Source organism: Xenorhabdus khoisanae (genome assembly GCF_001037465.1).
In the GTDB taxonomy this organism is placed as follows: domain Bacteria; phylum Pseudomonadota; class Gammaproteobacteria; order Enterobacterales; family Enterobacteriaceae; genus Xenorhabdus; species Xenorhabdus khoisanae.
This window is the reverse complement of the sequence record NZ_LFCV01000073.1, coordinates 1-18,183: the sequence shown is the minus strand read 5'-3', so window position 1 is coordinate 18,183 and position 18,183 is coordinate 1. Positions and strand designations below refer to the sequence as shown.

The 18,183-nt window shown below is 44.3% G+C and carries 13 protein-coding genes; 2 read left to right on the top strand and 11 right to left on the bottom strand.

Going from position 1 to position 18,183, the window contains the following annotated elements; all coding sequences use genetic code 11:
* Nucleotide 1 precedes the first annotated feature (1 nt).
* Together serA and rpiA are read right to left on the bottom strand one after the other, a co-directional pair.
* A complete protein-coding gene (serA, locus tag AB204_RS12065) occupies nucleotides 2–1,243 on the bottom strand; it encodes a phosphoglycerate dehydrogenase (protein ID WP_047963621.1) in 1,242 nt (413 codons plus the stop codon).
* A 268-nt stretch (nucleotides 1,244–1,511) separates the two neighbouring features.
* Nucleotides 1,512–2,171, bottom strand: a complete 660-nt coding sequence (gene rpiA / locus AB204_RS12060; protein WP_047963620.1) for a ribose-5-phosphate isomerase RpiA — start codon at nucleotides 2,169–2,171, stop codon at nucleotides 1,512–1,514.
* A 175-nt stretch (nucleotides 2,172–2,346) separates the two neighbouring features.
* Between rpiA and AB204_RS12055 the strand changes: the two genes are divergently transcribed.
* A complete protein-coding gene (locus tag AB204_RS12055; protein ID WP_047963619.1) occupies nucleotides 2,347–3,252 on the top strand; it encodes a LysR family transcriptional regulator ArgP in 906 nt (301 codons plus the stop codon).
* Here the strand turns inward: AB204_RS12055 and AB204_RS12050 are convergent.
* The 5 genes from AB204_RS12050 to acnB all read right to left on the bottom strand — a co-directional run bounded on the left by AB204_RS12050 (nucleotide 3,249) and on the right by acnB (nucleotide 9,103).
* Entirely contained in the window at nucleotides 3,249–3,983 is a 735-nt protein-coding gene (locus tag AB204_RS12050) for an oxidative stress defense protein (protein ID WP_047963618.1), read from the bottom strand. The two genes, AB204_RS12055 and AB204_RS12050, sit on opposite strands and share 4 nt — an antisense overlap.
* A gap of 100 nt (nucleotides 3,984–4,083) precedes the next feature.
* Nucleotides 4,084–4,707 (bottom strand): arginine exporter ArgO, encoded by a 624-nt coding sequence (argO, locus tag AB204_RS12045; protein WP_047963617.1) that lies wholly within the window; start codon nucleotides 4,705–4,707, stop codon nucleotides 4,084–4,086.
* Between the two features lie 166 nt (nucleotides 4,708–4,873).
* On the bottom strand, nucleotides 4,874–5,746 hold the full coding sequence (mscS, locus tag AB204_RS12040; RefSeq protein WP_047963616.1) for a small-conductance mechanosensitive channel MscS: 873 nt from the start codon (nucleotides 5,744–5,746) through the stop codon (nucleotides 4,874–4,876).
* 190 nt (nucleotides 5,747–5,936) lie between these two features.
* Nucleotides 5,937–6,308, bottom strand: a complete 372-nt coding sequence (locus tag AB204_RS12035) for a YacL family protein (RefSeq protein WP_047963615.1) — start codon at nucleotides 6,306–6,308, stop codon at nucleotides 5,937–5,939.
* Between the two features lie 197 nt (nucleotides 6,309–6,505).
* Nucleotides 6,506–9,103, bottom strand: a complete 2,598-nt coding sequence (acnB, locus tag AB204_RS12030) for a bifunctional aconitate hydratase 2/2-methylisocitrate dehydratase (protein WP_047963614.1) — start codon at nucleotides 9,101–9,103, stop codon at nucleotides 6,506–6,508.
* 499 nt (nucleotides 9,104–9,602) lie between these two features.
* Between acnB and AB204_RS12025 the strand changes: the two genes are divergently transcribed.
* Nucleotides 9,603–10,292, top strand: coding sequence for a GNAT family N-acetyltransferase (locus AB204_RS12025; RefSeq protein ID WP_047963613.1), 690 nt, complete (start codon nucleotides 9,603–9,605; stop codon nucleotides 10,290–10,292).
* Nucleotides 10,293–10,396: 104 nt separating this feature from the next.
* Here the strand turns inward: AB204_RS12025 and lpdA are convergent, their stop codons facing one another.
* The 4 genes from lpdA to pdhR all read right to left on the bottom strand — a co-directional run bounded on the left by lpdA (nucleotide 10,397) and on the right by pdhR (nucleotide 17,572).
* Nucleotides 10,397–11,824, bottom strand: coding sequence for a dihydrolipoyl dehydrogenase (gene lpdA / locus AB204_RS12020; protein ID WP_161796563.1), 1,428 nt, complete (start codon nucleotides 11,822–11,824; stop codon nucleotides 10,397–10,399).
* Between the two features lie 203 nt (nucleotides 11,825–12,027).
* A complete protein-coding gene (gene aceF / locus AB204_RS12015; protein WP_047963611.1) occupies nucleotides 12,028–13,890 on the bottom strand; it encodes a pyruvate dehydrogenase complex dihydrolipoyllysine-residue acetyltransferase in 1,863 nt (620 codons plus the stop codon).
* Nucleotides 13,891–13,903: 13 nt separating this feature from the next.
* Nucleotides 13,904–16,567 (bottom strand): pyruvate dehydrogenase (acetyl-transferring), homodimeric type, encoded by a 2,664-nt coding sequence (aceE, locus tag AB204_RS12010; RefSeq protein ID WP_047963610.1) that lies wholly within the window; start codon nucleotides 16,565–16,567, stop codon nucleotides 13,904–13,906.
* A 240-nt stretch (nucleotides 16,568–16,807) separates the two neighbouring features.
* Entirely contained in the window at nucleotides 16,808–17,572 is a 765-nt protein-coding gene (gene pdhR / locus AB204_RS12005) for a pyruvate dehydrogenase complex transcriptional repressor PdhR (RefSeq protein ID WP_047963641.1), read from the bottom strand.
* Nucleotides 17,573–18,183 lie beyond the last annotated feature (611 nt).

Below are 18,183 nucleotides of genomic sequence, written 5' to 3'. Positions count from 1 at the left end.
ATTAGTAAAGTAACCGGGAACGGATTGTGCCAGGCAAGGCTTTCAATTGTTGCAATACCAATTCAGCTTCAGCAGTGCTCTGCACCGTAATATCAATAACCACATAACCAATATCGCCTTCAGTTCGCAGATATTGTGCTTCAATATTGATTTCTTGAGCAGTGAACACTTGGTTGATGCTGGTTAAGATACCGGGACGGTTTTCATGGATATGCAGCAAACGGTTAGTATCTTTGGCATGAACAGGCAGTGAAACTTCAGGGAAATTAACCGCGGACAGCGTAGAACCATTGTCAGAGTATTTCACCAACTTACCTGCGACTTCAGCACCAATATTTTCTTGGGCTTCCTGAGTCGATCCACCAATATGCGGTGTCAGTAATACGTTATCAAACTTTGTTAATAACGAGATAAAAGGATCGCTGTTTGTTGCTGGCTCTTCTGGGAATACATCAATCGCCGCACCAGAAATATGCCCGTTTTCCAACGCTTCACTTAATGCAGGAATATCTATCACGGTGCCGCGTGAAGCATTTATCAAAATTGAACCTGGTTTCATCAGTTCCAGCTCCGTTGCACCAATCATATTTTTGGTTGAAGCTGTTTCAGGTACGTGCAGGCTCACAACATCACTCATATTCAATAGTTCAGATAGATGATGAACTTGCTGTGCATTACCTAATGGCAATTTATTTTCAATATCATAGAAATAAACATTCAGACCAATACTTTCAGCCAAAATACCGAGCTGAGTACCGATATGGCCGTAACCAATAATACCTAGTTTCTTTCCGCGAGCCTCATAACAACCTTTTGCCTGCTTATCCCATACGCCTTTATGTGCTTTTGCATTTGTCTCAGGAATACGGCGCAATAACAACAGCAACTCACCCAACACCATTTCAGCGACTGATCGGGTATTGGAGAATGGTGCATTAAATACAGGAATACCGCGTTTTGCTGCGGCTTTCAAATCGACTTGGTTAGTACCAATACAGAAACATCCCACAGCAACCAATTTTTCCGCTGCGGAAAAAACTTCTTCAGTCAACTGGGTACGGGAACGGATACCCACAAACCGGGCATCACGAATGGCTTCTTTCAGTTCTTCTGGTTCCAATGCCCCTTTATGATATTCAATATTGCTGTACCCAGCCGCTTTCAGTTTGTCTACTGTACTTTGATGAACGCCTTCCAGTAGCAGAAATTTAATCTTATCCTTTTCTAAAGATACCTTAACCATTTGCCCGCCCTAGTTGTACTAACTTCATAACGCCTATAGATGTCACCAAAATAACAAAAAAAACGACAACAGCAATACAATCGATTGCTTATATAACAGGATAAGAAACAGTAAATAAGTTGTTACGCGAAGTAAAATAATTCGTTACAAGACAAAAGCAGGATTTTGAGTTTTTTTTAGGCGGTAACGTGAGAGATATCACCAAATTTTCTTTTTTTAATAAATATAAAAATATTTTGGGGCAGAATATTCCGCCCCCAATAAACGATTATTCTTTGATCGTTCTGACACCGTCTGCAGCACCCACCAGCACTACGTTGGCACCTCTGTTGGCAAAAAGACCAACAGTTACCACACCGGCGATGCCATTGATTTTGTCTTCCAATTCAGCCGGCTCAACAATGGAAAGGTTGTGGACATCCAGAATGTCATTACCATTATCAGTTACCACATTTTCACGATAAACCGGGGTTCCTCCTAACTTTTCCAGTTCACGGGTAACATAAGCGCGTGCCATTGGGATAACTTCAACCGGCAGTGGAAACTTGCCCAGTACATCCACTTGCTTAGAGGAATCAATGATACAGATAAATTTCTTTGCAACAGCAGCGATGATTTTTTCCCGGGTTAATGCCGCACCACCCCCTTTAATCATTTGCATCTGACCGTTAATTTCATCAGCGCCATCAACATAAATATCCAAACTGTCAACATCGTTGCAGTCAAATACGGGAATACCGAGACTTTTCAGCTTTGCCGTTGATGCTTCTGAGCTAGACACCGCACCTTCAATTTTGTCTTTGATGGTTCCTAGCGCATCAATAAAATGCGCTGCCGTTGAACCCGTACCAACACCAACAATTGTGCCTGGTTTAACATATTCCAATGCCGCCCAACCTACTGCTTTTTTCAGTTCGTCCTGAGTCATATCAATCACAGCCTATAAACAGTTACAAGGAAAAATCTGACGGCTAGTATAAACAATATTACCTCGTGCCATGAAAAAATATGGCATAGTGCTACCTAGGCCACATAATGCTGTTTAGATCGCAATGGTATTTGGATCGCAAGAATAAGAGTAAAAACGGAGAACTTTATTTTCAATGAAACGTCCTGATTACAGGTCACTGCAAGCATTGGATGCAGTGATCCGAGAACGTGGTTTCGAGCGGGCGGCACAAAAACTTTGTATCACCCAATCCGCGGTATCCCAGAGAATCAAACAATTAGAAAATCTGTTTGGTCAGCCACTATTGGTGCGCACCGTTCCACCTCGCCCTACAGAGCAAGGACAGAAGCTGCTCGCGCTATTACATCAGGTAGAATTACTGGAAGCACAATGGCTCGGTGACGAAAATGGCAATGAGATACCGCTGTTGCTCTCCCTCGCGGTTAACGCGGATAGTCTGGCAACCTGGCTTTTACCCGCTCTCCATCCTGTTTTATCCGATTTACCCATTCGTCTAAATATTCAGGTGGAAGATGAAACCCGGACTCAGGAACGTTTGCGGCGTGGCGAAGTTGTTGGGGCGATTAGTATTCAAGCTCAGCCTCTGCCAAGTTGTCTGGTTGATAAATTAGGTGCTCTTGATTATCTGTTTGTTGCCTCTCCAGAGTTCGCAGAGCGCTTTTTTCCTAATGGCGTTACTCGTTCAGCATTACTGAAAGCCCCTGCCGTGGCATTCGACCATCTGGATGATATGCATCAGGCATTCTTACAACAGTACTTTGATTTATCACCGGGTAGTGTCCCCTGCCATATCGTGAATTCTTCTGAAGCATTTGTACAATTGGCAAAACAAGGTTCAACTTGCTGTATGATCCCGCACTTGCAAATCGACAAGGAGCTGCAAGCAGGTAAGTTAGTTGATTTAACGCCCGGACTATGCCAACGCCGTATGCTTTATTGGCATCGTTTTACCCCAGAAAGCGGAGCGATGAGAAAAGTCACTGACGCCCTGCTCAAACTAGGACGTCAGATGTTACGTCAGGAAGATGAAATTAATTAACGCTGTAATTCAAAAACCGCATCGACGTGATCAGAGAATTCAATACTCTGTGGTTCATAAGTTTCACCGGCTGAATCCGCTGCTGGTGCTGCCATCAGGGCTGTCTGGTATTTCAGGCGGCTCATTGGCGCTGGCACAGCTTCAGGAGCACGGTAATTGATGCTATATACCGGGCCTAATTTACCGTTGAACCCTTTTGCCAATGCAGTCGCTTGTGCAATAGCATTCTCAATGGCTTTTTGTCTGACTTCATCGCGATAACGTTGTGGGTTCTCAACGCTGAACTGCACCGAGTTAATTTCATTCAATCCCGCTTTCAGAGCACCATCCAGTAATGTATTCAGTTGATCCAGCTTGTGAACTTTTACTTCAACCGAACGCGAAGCTCTATAACCAGTGATTGTTGATTTACCGGTCTTTTGTTCATATTGATATTCTGGTTGCGTACGCAAATTGGCAGCATCAATATCTTTCTTTTCAATACTATTATTTTTCAGAAAATCAAAATATTTCGCGACACGCTCGTCCACTTTTTTCTTTGCATCTGCCGCGCTTTTTTGAGTTTCACTTACATGGATTATCAACGTGGCCATATCTGGCGTCGCTTTGATTACCGCATTGCCAGAAGTAGAAATATGTGGGACAGATGGCAATTCAGAAGCAGAAGCAGCCATGCCAGAGAGACTTCCCAGAGCCATCATCGCAGCCAGTATCAATGATTTACGTTTCACAAAACCTCCTTCAAATACAGCAAATTTATATGAGTAAGGTGCTTTTAAGAAACATTAGCACACTATCTATGAACACACTATCGATGAAGAAGTCTTGGGATCAGTAAAAAACCTGTAATCCTTGCTTAAGTAAGCCCCAAGCGATATACCACATCACACAGCCAACAAAAACATTGATGATACGTTGTGATCGCGGTTGATTGAGTACAGGTGAAAACCACGCGGCCAGAAATGACAATGCAAAAAACCAACTGATTGATGCTATTACCGCACCGAGGGTAAACCACGGCCTAAGCTCGATTGATAGCTGCCCGCCTATGCTTCCCAACACGACGAACGTATCCAGATAAACATGAGGATTCAACCAGGTCACTGCAAAGAGAGCTACTATAACCCGCCAACGGCTTTGGATTATATTTTCAGCAGAGGAGAGTTTAACTTCCGCCGATAGTGCTGTCCGAAAAGCCCCCCAACCATACCATAGTAAAAATGCGATTCCACCCCATGTCACGGCTTGCAGCAAAAATGTTGATTGCCCAAGTAAAGCACTTCCGCCAAATATTCCCGCCGCAATGAGGAGCGCATCACTAATGGAACATAATGCTGCACTCATTAAATGGAACTGTTTTTTGCTCCCTTGTTGCATCACAAACACATTTTGTGGCCCAAGGGGAAGGATCATCGCGGCACTAAGAAAAAAGCCCTGTATAAATATCGAAAACATGCAAAAATCCCTAATAATTATTCAATTAGTTATGGTATCAATGCATATTAGCCAATATCGTATATTAGTAAAAATGAATAATTCTTATCCATCATTAGAAAAAATGATGAGAATTGTATTTGAATTTGGTGTGAGGCATGAAAATTCTCACACCAAGATCGTTTAATTATTCTTCCGTCTTTTTCTGTAAGGTGGTTTGTTGCTGATGCAAGTAAACATCCATTTGTGGAAATGGAATACCGATATTGTGTTTATCTAAAGTACGCTTAAAGTTTTCCATCAAATCCCAGTACACGCTCCACGCGTCACCGTTGGTTGTCCATACTCGCACAACAAAATTCAATGACGAAGGAGCCATTTCGTGCAGGCGTATAGTAACGCCTCTTTCATGTTGAATGCGTTCATCCGCTTGAATCACATCACCCAACACTTTTTTCACTTCATCAATATCTGCATTATACGCAACCCCCACCATAATCTGGGTACGGCGGTTAGGTTCACGGCTGGTATTGATAATATTGTCCGAAATAATCTTACCATTGGGGATCACGATGATACGATCATCTGCCGTGCGCAATGTCGTAGAGAAAATCTGCACTTGAACAACGGTTCCTTCCACAGCACCGATCATGACATATTCACCAGTACGGAGTGGACGGAACAGCACCAGCAAAACACCGGCAGCGAAATTAGATAACGATCCTTGTAATGCCAGACCAACTGCTAAACCTGCCGCACCGATTACTGCAATCACAGATGCGGTCTGAATCCCTAACTTGCCAAGGACTGCAATAATCGTGAATGCAATGACAGCGTAACGAATAATTGCGGATAAAAAGTCAGAAATAGTGGCATCAACACCACGCAATGACATAACACGCTTGACTGCTTTACTGACTACCTTAGCGATAAATAAGCCAATGATAAGAATCAAGATGGCAGATACAACATTCACCGCATACTGAATCAAAAGATCCTGATTGTTAGTAAACCAGCCCGCTGCTTTATCAATCTCCTTTGACAGATTGATCTCTTCCATACAAAGCCCACCGTTATTGTTGGAACCTATCCCCATTCGGCATTGTTAATATTCGGCATTGTTAATGACCATAAGCACCACCGAAATTCATAGGTTCCTGTTCAAAAAATAGAAAAGCCACTCTCACAATACACATATGTGATGGAATATCGATTATGGCAGAAAGCCATCATAGGTTGAACACGAATACTTATGTATGATCTCTTTGCAAAATAAACTCTCTGTAATCGGCTAGCATAACGATAAAATCGTCTGTGCCACAAAAAGCCAGACTTTCGTTGTCATAGTAACTCATTCCTTCTTCTATCATCTCAGTGTCAAACTGGAGTTGATTGGCCCGGATCATGATTTCATCCTCGCTCATCAATAAAGTATACTCATGGCCTGCCAACTGCCACTGACGTTCGCTGCCTTTAATATCCTTCAAGGCCACCGTGATTTTATCCAGTATGCTCAAATCATCTTTTACTTCTTCATTTAACCAATGGCCTATAGCTTCATGATCCATTGAAAAAGATGTTGTCACTTGACCAGTAATATCCTGCATAAATTCATATTCCATTACACACCTCCGCTATCTTTTGCTTATGACTAACTTTTTGCCTATGACTAACTTTTTGCCTATGACTAACATAATTGGATTTTAAACATTTCTGATTAGCCCACCTCTGAAGTAGTCCACAAACTGACACAAAAGCTGCCGTAAAACTGACATAAAAAAAGGAGGCATTTGCCTCCTATTCATTGCAATATACTTTTTTACACAGCAGTTTGGAAGATCACACCATCCGCTTTTTCTGTGTACTGATTCAATTGATCAAAATTGAGGTAACGATAAGTATCTGCTGCTGTTTCATCGACTTTATCCATAAACTGCAAATACTCTGCTGATGTTGGCAAACGACCCAACAATGACGCCACAGCAGCCAGCTCTGCGGAAGCCAGATAAACATTTGCACCAGTACCGAGACGGTTCGGGAAGTTACGGGTAGAAGTTGATACCACAGTTGCACCATCTGCCACTCGTGCTTGGTTACCCATACACAATGAACAACCCGGGATCTCAATACGTGCCCCACTCTTACCGAAGATGCTGTAATAGCCTTCTTCCGTTAATTGAGCGGCATCCATCTTGGTTGGCGGTGCAACCCACAAGCGAGTCGGCAATTGGCCTTTATGCTGATCCAGCAACTTACCCGCTGCACGGAAATGGCCGATATTGGTCATACAAGAGCCGATAAAGACCTCATCAATTTTGCTGTTAGCAACTTCTGATAACAAGCGTGCATCATCTGGATCATTCGGCGCACACAAAATAGGCTCTTTAATCTCAGCCAGATCGATTTCAATCACCGCAGCGTATTCAGCATCTGCATCCGCTTCCAGCAATTGAGGATCTTTCAGCCAGTTTTCCATGCCTACAATACGGCGTTCCAGTGTCCGGCGATCACCGTAACCTTCCGCAATCATCCATTTCAGCAAGACGATATTCGATTGCAGATATTCAATGATTGGCGCTTTATCCAGCTTAATGGTACAGCCAGCCGCAGAGCGTTCCGCTGATGCGTCAGCCAATTCGAATGCCTGTTCAACTTTAAGTTCTGGCAAACCTTCAATCTCAAGAATGCGACCAGAGAAGATATTTTTCTTACCCTTCTTCTCAACAGTCAGCAAACCTTGTTGAATCGCATAGTAAGGAATTGCATGCACCAGATCACGCAGAGTAATGCCGGGTTGCATTTTTCCTTTAAAACGAACCAATACTGATTCAGGCATATCCAACGGCATAACGCCTGTTGCAGCAGCGAATGCCACCAGACCAGAACCAGCCGGGAAAGAAATACCAATTGGGAAACGAGTATGAGAATCTCCCCCTGTCCCCACTGTATCTGGCAGCAACATACGGTTCAGCCATGAGTGGATAATGCCATCTCCCGGACGCAGCGATACCCCGCCACGGTTCATGATGAAATCAGGCAGAGTATGATGTGTGGTCACATCAACAGGTTTTGGATAAGCGGCGGTATGACAGAATGACTGCATGACCAAATCCGCAGAGAAGCCCAGACACGCCAAGTCTTTCAATTCGTCCCGCGTCATTGGCCCTGTGGTGTCCTGAGAACCCACAGATGTCATCTTAGGCTCACAATATTCTCCCGGCCGGATACCCACTGTACCGCAAGCACGGCCGACCATTTTCTGGGCCAATGAGAAGCCGCGATCGCTTTTCGCAACCGCTTTTGCCTGACGGAATACATCACTGTGTGACAAGCCTAATGATTCACGCGCTTTTCCGGTCAAACCACGGCCGATAATCAATGGAATACGACCACCGGCACGCACTTCATCGATCAATACACCCGTTTTCAGTTCAAAAGTAGACAATAGCTCATTGGTTTCGTGCTGACGGATTTCACCTTTATATGGATAGATATCAATCAAATCACCCATATTGAGTTTAGAAACATCAACTTCGATTGGTAACGCTCCCGCATCTTCCATGGTATTGAAGAAGATAGGTGCAATTTTTCCGCCCAATACCACACCTGCACCACGTTTATTTGGTACAAACGGAATATCTTCTCCCATAAACCACAATACGGAGTTAGTTGCTGATTTACGGGAAGAACCTGTACCAACAACATCGCCAACGTAAGCCAACGGGTAACCTTTTTTAGCCAGTGCTTCGATTTGCTTAATCGGGCCCACAACTCCGGCTTGATCGGGTTCAATACCTTCACGGGCATTCTTAAGCATTGCCAGAGCATGCAGAGGAATATCAGGGCGTGACCATGCATCAGGCGCAGGAGAGAGATCATCGGTGTTCGTTTCACCTGTGACCTTAAATACAGTCACGGTGATTTTTTCCGCCAATTCAGGACGTTCAAGGAACCAGTCAGCATCAGACCATGATTGAATAATCTGTTTGGCATGAACATTACCCGCTTTTGCTTTTTCTTCCACATCATAGAAGCTGTCAAACATCAGCAAAGTATGAGAAAGCGCTTTCGCCGCAATAGGTGCCAGCTTTTCTTCATCAAGGGCATCAATCAAAGCGTGGATGTTATACCCACCTTGCATGGTTCCCAGTAATTCGATGGCTTTTTCCGGTGTAATGAGTGGTGAAGTTGTTTCACCCTTTGCAATTGCAGCAAGGAAACCCGCTTTAACATAAGCGGCCTCGTCTACACCAGGGGGAACACGGTTGGTCAGTAGATCTAACAGGAAATCTTCTTCACCTTCAGGTGGGTTCTTCAGTAATTCGACCAGCGCTGCTGCTTGAGCTGCGTCTAACGGCTTAGGGACGATGCCTTGAGCTGCACGCTCGGCTACGTGCTTACGGTATTCTTCTAGCACGACTTTCTCCTCGCTCTCATTGTCATTTTATATACCCGGCTGTCTGCACCCGGTAACGATCATCCAAAACGATCATCTAAAATAACCTTCTAAAACAATCATCAAGGGTGCCAGGTCAGAGGATTTTGCTCGCATAACATCATAATTATGCTCAGCTTCGGGCATTTAGCATACCAAAATTTGAATGACATGTTAATTCATTCACATAAAATCAACATTGCACAGTGATAAAATTCTAGATAAATATCATTAAAAGGAGTATTTATAGACGGATATGCTATTTTTTTCTATTGGGACTCGAAAATACTTTAATTTCCATCTGAATTTTTACTGAACGCACTGACTTTCCATACTCATCTTTTTCTTAACAGCATTTCTGATCACTGTACACAATTCAACAAATTTTCAATATCAATAAATAAGTAATTCTTCATATTTTATCCCAAAAACCAGAAGCTTCCCCAAAGCTGATGCTAACACCATTTAAAAGGATATTATTATGCTTAATAGAGAAGAAAATGACGCTACAGTAGGCGCAGGCCATAATTCTGCAATTATTATGGCGGAGAAATTTTACCCTAAATATCAGGCTAAAATTAAGGAAGTTAATCAAAATGATATGCTATCTGCACTTAACGAAATACAGCGAAATGAATCCAGCTACTCGTATAAACCTATAAGGGAAATAATATTTGGAGGTGGACATCACACTACATTTATCAATACATGTGAATCCATAAAAAGAACCTTCAACTCTGCACATGTTACTGGAGGCTTAAATAACTATCGCCATTTTATCTGTTCAGTTACAAATAGGACGGTTGGAATTATCATATTAATGCTTGCCAAGCCTAATATATCTGATAGTAACATTGACCAAATAGCATTCATATTAACCTACCCTAACGGTTATGGTTATGGTGGTTTACTTGTCCGACATGTGGTTAATATCTCTCTCGCCTTAGGCCATCAAGGAATATTAAGAGTTTATTCAGAACTTGAGGCTGAGATTTTTTATCAAAAATTAGGCTTTGTACCTATTCATTCTTCTGATTCTAATTTTTTTAATTTAAAACATATGGAGTTAAAACCTACCAATAACAATAAATGGCATAACGTCAATGGAGAATATAAACTCACAAGCCGCCCTCACCAATCTAACTCAGGTTGGAGGTGTCATTTACTCTAGATGTAACCAGCAGTTATTATTTCCTTATCACCCATTAAATTAAAACGGCTCCCGATTTGGAAGCCGCTTATTATCACCGTAGAAATAATGCAAAATCTAATGCGTTACTTCTTTTTCTTTGCCTTAGGGTTTGGCAAGTCAGTAATGCTGCCTTCGTAAATTTCCGCAGCCATACCGATTGATTCATACAGTGTCGGGTGAGCGTGAATAGTCAGAGCGATATCTTCTGCATCACAACCCATTTCGATAGCCAGACCGATTTCACCCAGCAGTTCACCGCCGTTAGTACCAACAATAGCACCACCGATAATGCGGTTAGTTTCTTTATCGAAAATCAACTTGGTCATACCATCTGAACAGTCAGATGCGATTGCACGACCAGATGCTGCCCATGGGAAAGTCGCGGTTTCATAGCTGATGCCTTTTTCTTTCGCTTCTTTCTCAGTCAGACCAACCCATGCCACTTCTGGCTCAGTGTAAGCAATGGATGGGATAACTTTTGGATCGAAGTAATGTTTCTTACCAGAAATAACTTCAGCAGCAACGTGACCTTCGTGAACACCTTTGTGTGCCAGCATTGGCTGACCAACGATATCGCCGATAGCGAAGATGTGAGGTACGTTAGTACGCATTTGTTTATCCACATGGATAAAGCCGCGATCATCAACTTCAACGCCCGCTTTGCCAGCATCCAGCAGCTTGCCGTTTGGTACACGACCGATAGCAACCAGAACTGCATCATAACGCTGTGGTTCAGCAGGTGCTTTTTTACCTTCCATTGTTACGTAGATGCCATCTTCTTTAGCTTCTACTGCGGTCACTTTAGTTTCCAGCATCAGGTTGAATTTCTTGCTGACACGCTTAGTGAACACTTTAACAATGTCTTTGTCCGCAGCAGGAATTACCTGATCGAACATTTCAACCACGTCGATCTGAGAACCCAGAGCGTGGTAAACAGTACCCATTTCCAGACCGATAATACCGCCGCCCATGACCAGCAGGCGTCCCGGAACAGTTTTCAGTTCCAGTGCATCGGTAGAATCCCATACGCGAGGGTCATCATGTGGAATGAATGGCAGCTGAATTGGGCGTGAACCCGCTGCGATAATGGCATTATCAAAATTAATCGTTGTTGCGCCGTTCTCGCCTTCTACTACCAGAGTGTTAGCGCCTGTAAATTTACCAACACCGTTAACAACGTTAACTTTACGGCCTTTAGCCATGCCGCCAAGACCACCTGTCAGCTGGGAAATAACTTTTTCTTTCCAGAGACGGATCTTATCGATATCAGTTTGTGGCTCACCAAACACGATACCGTGTTGTGCCAGCGCTTTTGCTTCTTCAATCACTTTTGCTACATGAAGCAGCGCCTTGGATGGGATACAACCTACGTTAAGGCAAACACCACCCAGAGTGGAATAACGTTCAACCAGAACAGTTTCCAAACCTAAGTCTGCACAACGGAAAGCAGCAGAATACCCAGCAGGGCCTGCTCCAAGCACCACTACCTGGGCTTTAATTTCAGTACTCATCATGACCTCTTAATTGTTTGTCCGGCGGGTCAGACGAAAAAAAAACCATATTCCACCGGGACGTACACACCGCGAGCAGTTTACAGAATTGTAAATAACCTGAAAAGCGCGTTAACGTGACAGAAATCTCAACCTGCCAGATGCAAGGAGAAAATATCTGTCACGCTAGTCATTATTAGGCCGGTTATTCACCGGCCTTTGCATTACATCACCAAACGGCGGATGTCGCTCATCAATTGATTAATATAAGTGATGAAGCGCGCACCATCTGCCCCGTCAATCACACGGTGGTCGAAAGACAGAGACATAGGCAGAATCAGACGAGGAACGAACTCCTTGCCATTCCAGACAGGTTTCATGGAAGAACGAGACAGACCCATGATGGCCACTTCTGGTGCATTCACAATTGGTGCAAAACCGGTAGTACCGATACCACCCAGGCTGGAGATGGTGAAGCAGCCACCTTGCATATCGGAAGCAGTCAGCTTACCAGCACGTGCTTTCTTGGAGACTTCAGCCAGTTCTCTTGACAGTTCCATGATGCCTTTCTTATTGACATCTTTGAATACTGGCACAACCAGACCATTAGGTGTATCAACCGCAATACCGATGTTGACATATTTTTTCAGGATCAGCTTTTGGCCATCTTCAGAAATGGAGCTGTTAAAGCGAGGCATTGCTTCCAGTGCTTTCGCAGCTGCTTTCATGACGAATACCAGCGGAGTGATCTTCACGCCCAGCTGTTTCTTCTCAGCTTCTTTGTTCTGCTGTTTACGGAATTCTTCAACTTCAGTGATATCCGCTTCATCAAACAGGTTAACGTGAGGGATCATGACCCAGTTACGGCTCAGGTTAGCACCGGAGATTTTCTGGATACGGCTCATTTCTACTTCTTCGATTTCACCAAACTTGCTGAAATCAACTTTCGGCCAAGGCAGCATACCTGGCAGGCCACCACCCGCAGCAGCAGGTGCAGCTTCTGCGCGTTTAATCGCATCTTTCACATAAGCCTGAACGTCTTCGCGCAGGATGCGACCTTTACGGCCTGTACCTTTAACTTTAGCCAGATTTACGCCAAATTCACGCGCCAGACGACGGATCACTGGAGTTGCATGAACATAAGCGTCATTTTCTGCAAATTCGTTTTTGCCTTCTGCTGGCTTGCTTGCTGCTGGAGCTGGTGCTGCTTTCGCAGATTCAGCCGCTGGAGCCGGAGCCGCTGCTGGCGCTGCCGCAGGTGCTGCACCTGCAACTTCGAATACCATGATCAGAGAACCAGTTTTGACTTTATCGCCAGTCGCAATCTTGATCTCTTTCACCGTACCCGCGAATGGTGCAGGAACTTCCATAGAAGCCTTGTCACCTTCAACAGTGATCAGTGACTGTTCTTCAGAGATAGTGTCACCGACTTTTACCATGATTTCGGTAACTTCAACTTCATCACCACCGATATCTGGTACGTTAACTTCTTTCGCCGCAGATGTCGCAGGCGCTGCTGCCGGAGCCGCCGCTGGCGCAGGTGCTGCACCAGAACCCGCAACTTCGAATACCATGATCAGAGAGCCAGTTTTAACTTTATCGCCAGCGGCAATTTTGATCTCTTTCACCGTACCCGCGAATGGCGCAGGAACTTCCATAGACGCCTTGTCACCTTCGACAGTGATCAGAGACTGTTCTTCAGTGATGGTATCACCGACTTTTACCATGATTTCGGTAACTTCAACTTCGTCACCACCGATATCAGGTACATTCACTTCTTTGCTTTCAACCGCTGCTGGCGCCGCAGCCGGAGCTGCTGCTTCCTGCTGCGCAGGTACAGCAACTGCTGCACCATTTGCGGATTCAAAAATCATGATCAGTTTGCCGGTTTCGACTTTATCGCCAACCACAATTTTGATTTCTTTAACTACACCTGCCTGTGGTGATGGGACTTCCATGGAAGCCTTGTCACCTTCAACAGTGATCAGTGACTGCTCTGCTTCTACCGTGTCACCTACGTTTACCAGAATCTCGGTAACTTCAACTTCATCTGCACCAATATCAGGTACGTTAATTTCAATAGACATTAATCTTTACCTCTTATGCCAGACGTGGGTTAGCTTTTTCAGGGTTGATGTTGTATTTCTTGATGGCTTCTTCAACCACTTTCACATCAACTTCGCCACGTTTAGCCAATTCACCCAGAGCCGCAACAACCACGTAAGAAGCATCAACTTCAAAGTGATGACGCAGGTTTTCACGGCTGTCAGAACGACCGAAACCGTCAGTACCCAATACACGGAATTCGCTTGCAGGAACAAAGTTACGTACTTGTTCTGCGAACAGTTTCATGTAGTCAGTAGAAGCAATAGCCGGTGCTTCGTTCATGATCTGAGCAATGTAAGGAACGCGAGGTTCTTCTGATGGGTGCAGCATGTTCCAACGTTCACAATCCTGACCATCACGAGCCAGTTCAGTGAAGGAAGTTACGCTGTATACATCAGAACCGATACCGTATTCATCAGACAGGATCTGCGCTGCTTCACGAACATGACGCAGAATAGAACCAGAACCTAACAACTGAACTTTACCTTTCGCGCCTTCCAAGCTTTCCAGCTTGTAGATACCCTTACGGATACCTTCCTCAACACCCGCAGGCATTGCCGGCATCTGGTAGTTTTCGTTCAGAGTAGTGATGTAGTAATAGATGTTCTCTTGCTTCTCACCATACATACGCTCCAAGCCATCATGCATGATAACAGCCACTTCATAAGCGAATGATGGATCGTAAGAGATACAGTTAGGAATAGTCAGAGACTGAATATGGCTGTGACCATCTTCATGCTGCAAACCTTCACCGTTCAGAGTCGTACGGCCAGAAGTACCACCGACCAAGAAACCACGAGCCTGCTGGTCACCAGCCGCCCAGCACAGATCACCGATACGCTGGAATCCGAACATGGAGTAGTAGATGTAGAACGGGATCATTGGCAGGTTGTTGGTGCTGTAAGAAGTTGCAGCAGCCAGCCAAGATGAAGCAGCGCCCAGTTCGTTGATACCTTCTTGCAGGATCTGACCTTTAGCGTCTTCTTTATAGTATGCAACCTGCTCACGGTCTTGCGGAGTATACTGCTGACCATTCGGGCTGTAGATACCGATTTGACGGAACAGACCTTCCATACCAAAAGTACGTGCTTCATCAGCAATGATTGGAACCAGACGATCTTTGATAGACTTGTTCTTCAGCATGATGTTCAGTGCACGAACAAAAGCGATGGTGGTAGAAATTTCTTTGGATTGTTCTTCCAGCAGAGAGCTGAAGTCTTCCAGAGCTGGGATTTCCAGTTTTTCGTCGAAGTTAACACGACGGCTTGGCAGGTAACCACCCAGTGAATTACGACGCTCATGCAGATATTTGGATTCTTCTGAGTCTTTGTCGAAAGTCACGTATGGCAGATTTTCAATTTGCTCGTCAGATACAGAAATATTGAAACGATCACGGAACTGACGGACGCCGTCCATGTTCATTTTCTTAACCTGGTGAGCAATGTTTTTACCTTCAGCGGTATCGCCCATACCGTAACCTTTGACGGTCTGAGCCAGGATTACAGTTGGTTTACCTGTAGTTTCCTGCGCTTTTTTCAGTGCAGCGTAAACTTTCTTAGGATCGTGACCACCACGGTTCAGAGCCCAGATTTCATCATCAGTCATATCTTTGACCAATGCAGCAGTTTCTGGGTAACGACCGAAGAAGTGCTCACGAACATAAGCACCATTTTTAGACTTGAATGTCTGATAGTCGCCGTCCAGAGTTTCGTTCATCAATTGAACCAGTTTACCGCTGGTATCTTTACGCAGCAGTGCATCCCAACGCTCGCCCCACAGGACTTTCAGTACCTGCCAGCCAGCGCCGTCGAAGATGCCTTCCAGTTCGTTAACGATTTTGCCGTTACCTGTTACCGGGCCATCCAGACGCTGCAAGTTACAGTTGATGACGAATACCAGGTTATCCAGTTTTTCACGAGTTGCGATAGTGATCGCACCTTTAGATTCTGGCTCATCCATTTCACCGTCGCCCAAGAAAGCGTAAACGGTTTGTTTAGAGGTATCTTTCAGACCACGGTGTTCCAGATATTTCAGGAATTTCGCTTGATAAATAGCGGAAATTGGCCCCAGACCCATCGAAACAGTCGGGAACTGCCAGAAATCAGGCATCAGTTTAGGATGCGGGTAAGAAGACAGACCATTACCGCCGATTTCCTGACGGAAGTTATTCATCTGCTCTTCAGTCAGACGACCTTCAAGGAATGCACGTGCGTAAACGCCCGGAGAAATGTGGCCCTGGAAGTAAACCAAGTCACCGCCATCATTTTCGTTACGAGCGCGGAAGAAGTGGTTGAAACACACGTCATAAACAGTAGCAGAAGACTGGAATGAAGCCATGTGACCACCCAGCTCCAGATCTTTTTTGGATGCACGCAGAACGGTCATTACGGCATTCCAGCGAATAGCAGAGCGGATACGGCGCTCCAAATCCATGTTGCCAGGGTAAGCAGGCTCATCCTCAACAGGAATAGTGTTGATATAATCACGGCTTGCAGCACCCGCAGCAACGTTAACGCCACCTTTACGAGCTCCATTCAAAACCTGATCAATCAGGAACTGAGCACGCTCAACACCTTCTTCACGGATGACCGATTCGATCGCCTGTAACCAATCGCGAGTTTCGATCGGATCCACGTCATTTTTCAAAATATCTGACATGGTGTATTCCTTATCTGTTATCTATTTCTAATGGTTGTCGGAGCCTATCTTCTGGTCATACCTTTTGACTAACTGCCTGTTACGACCGGAAGATAGGCCCTGCTATATGTTGCCGCTAAAACTCTTGGATAAAGAGTTGATGAACTGTACAAACGCAGCAGTCAGGATCTGTACAGTCAAGTTTAGAACCTACCCCATTCGGGAATTTGATTTGTCAATGACGCCCCAAGGGACAGGCTCTTATTCCTGATGTTGCTGGAGCCGCCTCAATGAACGCTCACGGCGAGTATGTTCACGAGTCAGATCCAATAAAACTTCTTCAATAAAGGCCAAATGGCGATGAGAAGCCTCTCGGGCTTTCTCCGGCTCTCTCGCCATAATAGAGCTAAAAATCTCAGCCCTGTGGCCACTAACGGCTGCCAACATTTCCTTGCGGGTATAGATGAATTCAAAATTGCGTCTGATATTTTGTTGTAACATTGGGATCATACAGCGCAATAAATGCAGCAATACCACGTTATGGGCAGCTTCCGTGACAACAAGCTGATATTGCAGGACAGCATCAGATTCCGCATCCACATCCCCACTTTGTTGGGCTTCTTGAATAGCAAGGTGGCTCTGCTCAATGCGTTTGAAATCTTCATCGGTTCCCCTAAGGGCTGCATAATAAGCCGCAATACCCTCTAACGCATGACGCGCTTCCAGAAGATCGAACTGGGATTCTTGATTCTCTGCAATAAGTTGGACAAGCGGGTCGCTGAAACTTTGCCACAGACTATCCTGTACGAAAGTTCCTCCCCCTTGACGACGGAAAAGAAAGCCTTTGGCTTCCAGTTTTTGAATGGCTTCGCGCAAAGAAGGACGTGATACTTCAAACTGCTTAGCCAGTTCACGTTCAGGCAGCAGCTTTTCTCCCGGGCGTAGCGAGCCTTCAAGAATGAGCTGTTCAAGACGCTGCTCAATCACATCTGATAACTTTGGTTGGCGAATCTTGCTATAGGCCATATCTGCTGTCAGCCATTCAATGAGTAAATGTTGCTTCGGACTGTGTTGCTTTAAAACCATGTTGCTTTAAAACCATGCCCTAGCTAACTCAATCTTAGTCACTAAACCTCAGTAACTGAGCCCTGACTAATGAGGACAAAGTCAATTGGTAATACCAATTTTAAATACAGGGTCTTAAAGTAACAAAGTATTCACTAGCTGTCTATAAAGACCTTGAGCTAAATCATAAAAATCTGCAAATTTTAACAAATTATTTTAAATTTTATTAGAAAATTATAACCAAAAGGGATTTTAAGGCGGGAAAATTTAGGATAATTTAACGTTTTTTAAACGTAATAAATAGGCAAACTGAAGCGTTATAGCATCAAAATAATTTGATAAAAATTCAATAAAAACGAATTAAAATTCAATTTAAAAATAGTCAACGAACACTGGCTTACGTAAAAGTACATAAATCAATCAACATATCCAAAATAGAATGGATGACTTTAAAACCAATGCATCATTGGCCTACACTACATTTTTATCTACTACATTTTTATCTACTACATTTTTATCTACTACGCTTTTCCCTATAACATGTTTCCCTACAGCATTTCTTACGACAATAT

Coding starts and splice junctions, on each gene's coding strand:
- mscS (WP_047963616.1), bottom strand. CDS start 5,746: ATGGAAGAGATCAATCTGTCAAAGGAGATTGATAAAGCAGCGGGCTGG.
- AB204_RS12035 (WP_047963615.1), bottom strand. CDS start 6,308: ATGGAATATGAATTTATGCAGGATATTACTGGTCAAGTGACAACATCT.
- serA (WP_047963621.1), bottom strand. CDS start 1,243: ATGGTTAAGGTATCTTTAGAAAAGGATAAGATTAAATTTCTGCTACTG.
- aceF (WP_047963611.1), bottom strand. CDS start 13,890: ATGTCTATTGAAATTAACGTACCTGATATTGGTGCAGATGAAGTTGAA.
- lpdA (WP_161796563.1), bottom strand. CDS start 11,824: ATGAGTACTGAAATTAAAGCCCAGGTAGTGGTGCTTGGAGCAGGCCCT.
- AB204_RS12055 (WP_047963619.1), top strand. CDS start 2,347: ATGAAACGTCCTGATTACAGGTCACTGCAAGCATTGGATGCAGTGATC.
- pdhR (WP_047963641.1), bottom strand. CDS start 17,572: ATGGCCTATAGCAAGATTCGCCAACCAAAGTTATCAGATGTGATTGAG.
- AB204_RS12025 (WP_047963613.1), top strand. CDS start 9,603: ATGCTTAATAGAGAAGAAAATGACGCTACAGTAGGCGCAGGCCATAAT.
- argO (WP_047963617.1), bottom strand. CDS start 4,707: ATGTTTTCGATATTTATACAGGGCTTTTTTCTTAGTGCCGCGATGATC.
- rpiA (WP_047963620.1), bottom strand. CDS start 2,171: ATGACTCAGGACGAACTGAAAAAAGCAGTAGGTTGGGCGGCATTGGAA.
- aceE (WP_047963610.1), bottom strand. CDS start 16,567: ATGTCAGATATTTTGAAAAATGACGTGGATCCGATCGAAACTCGCGAT.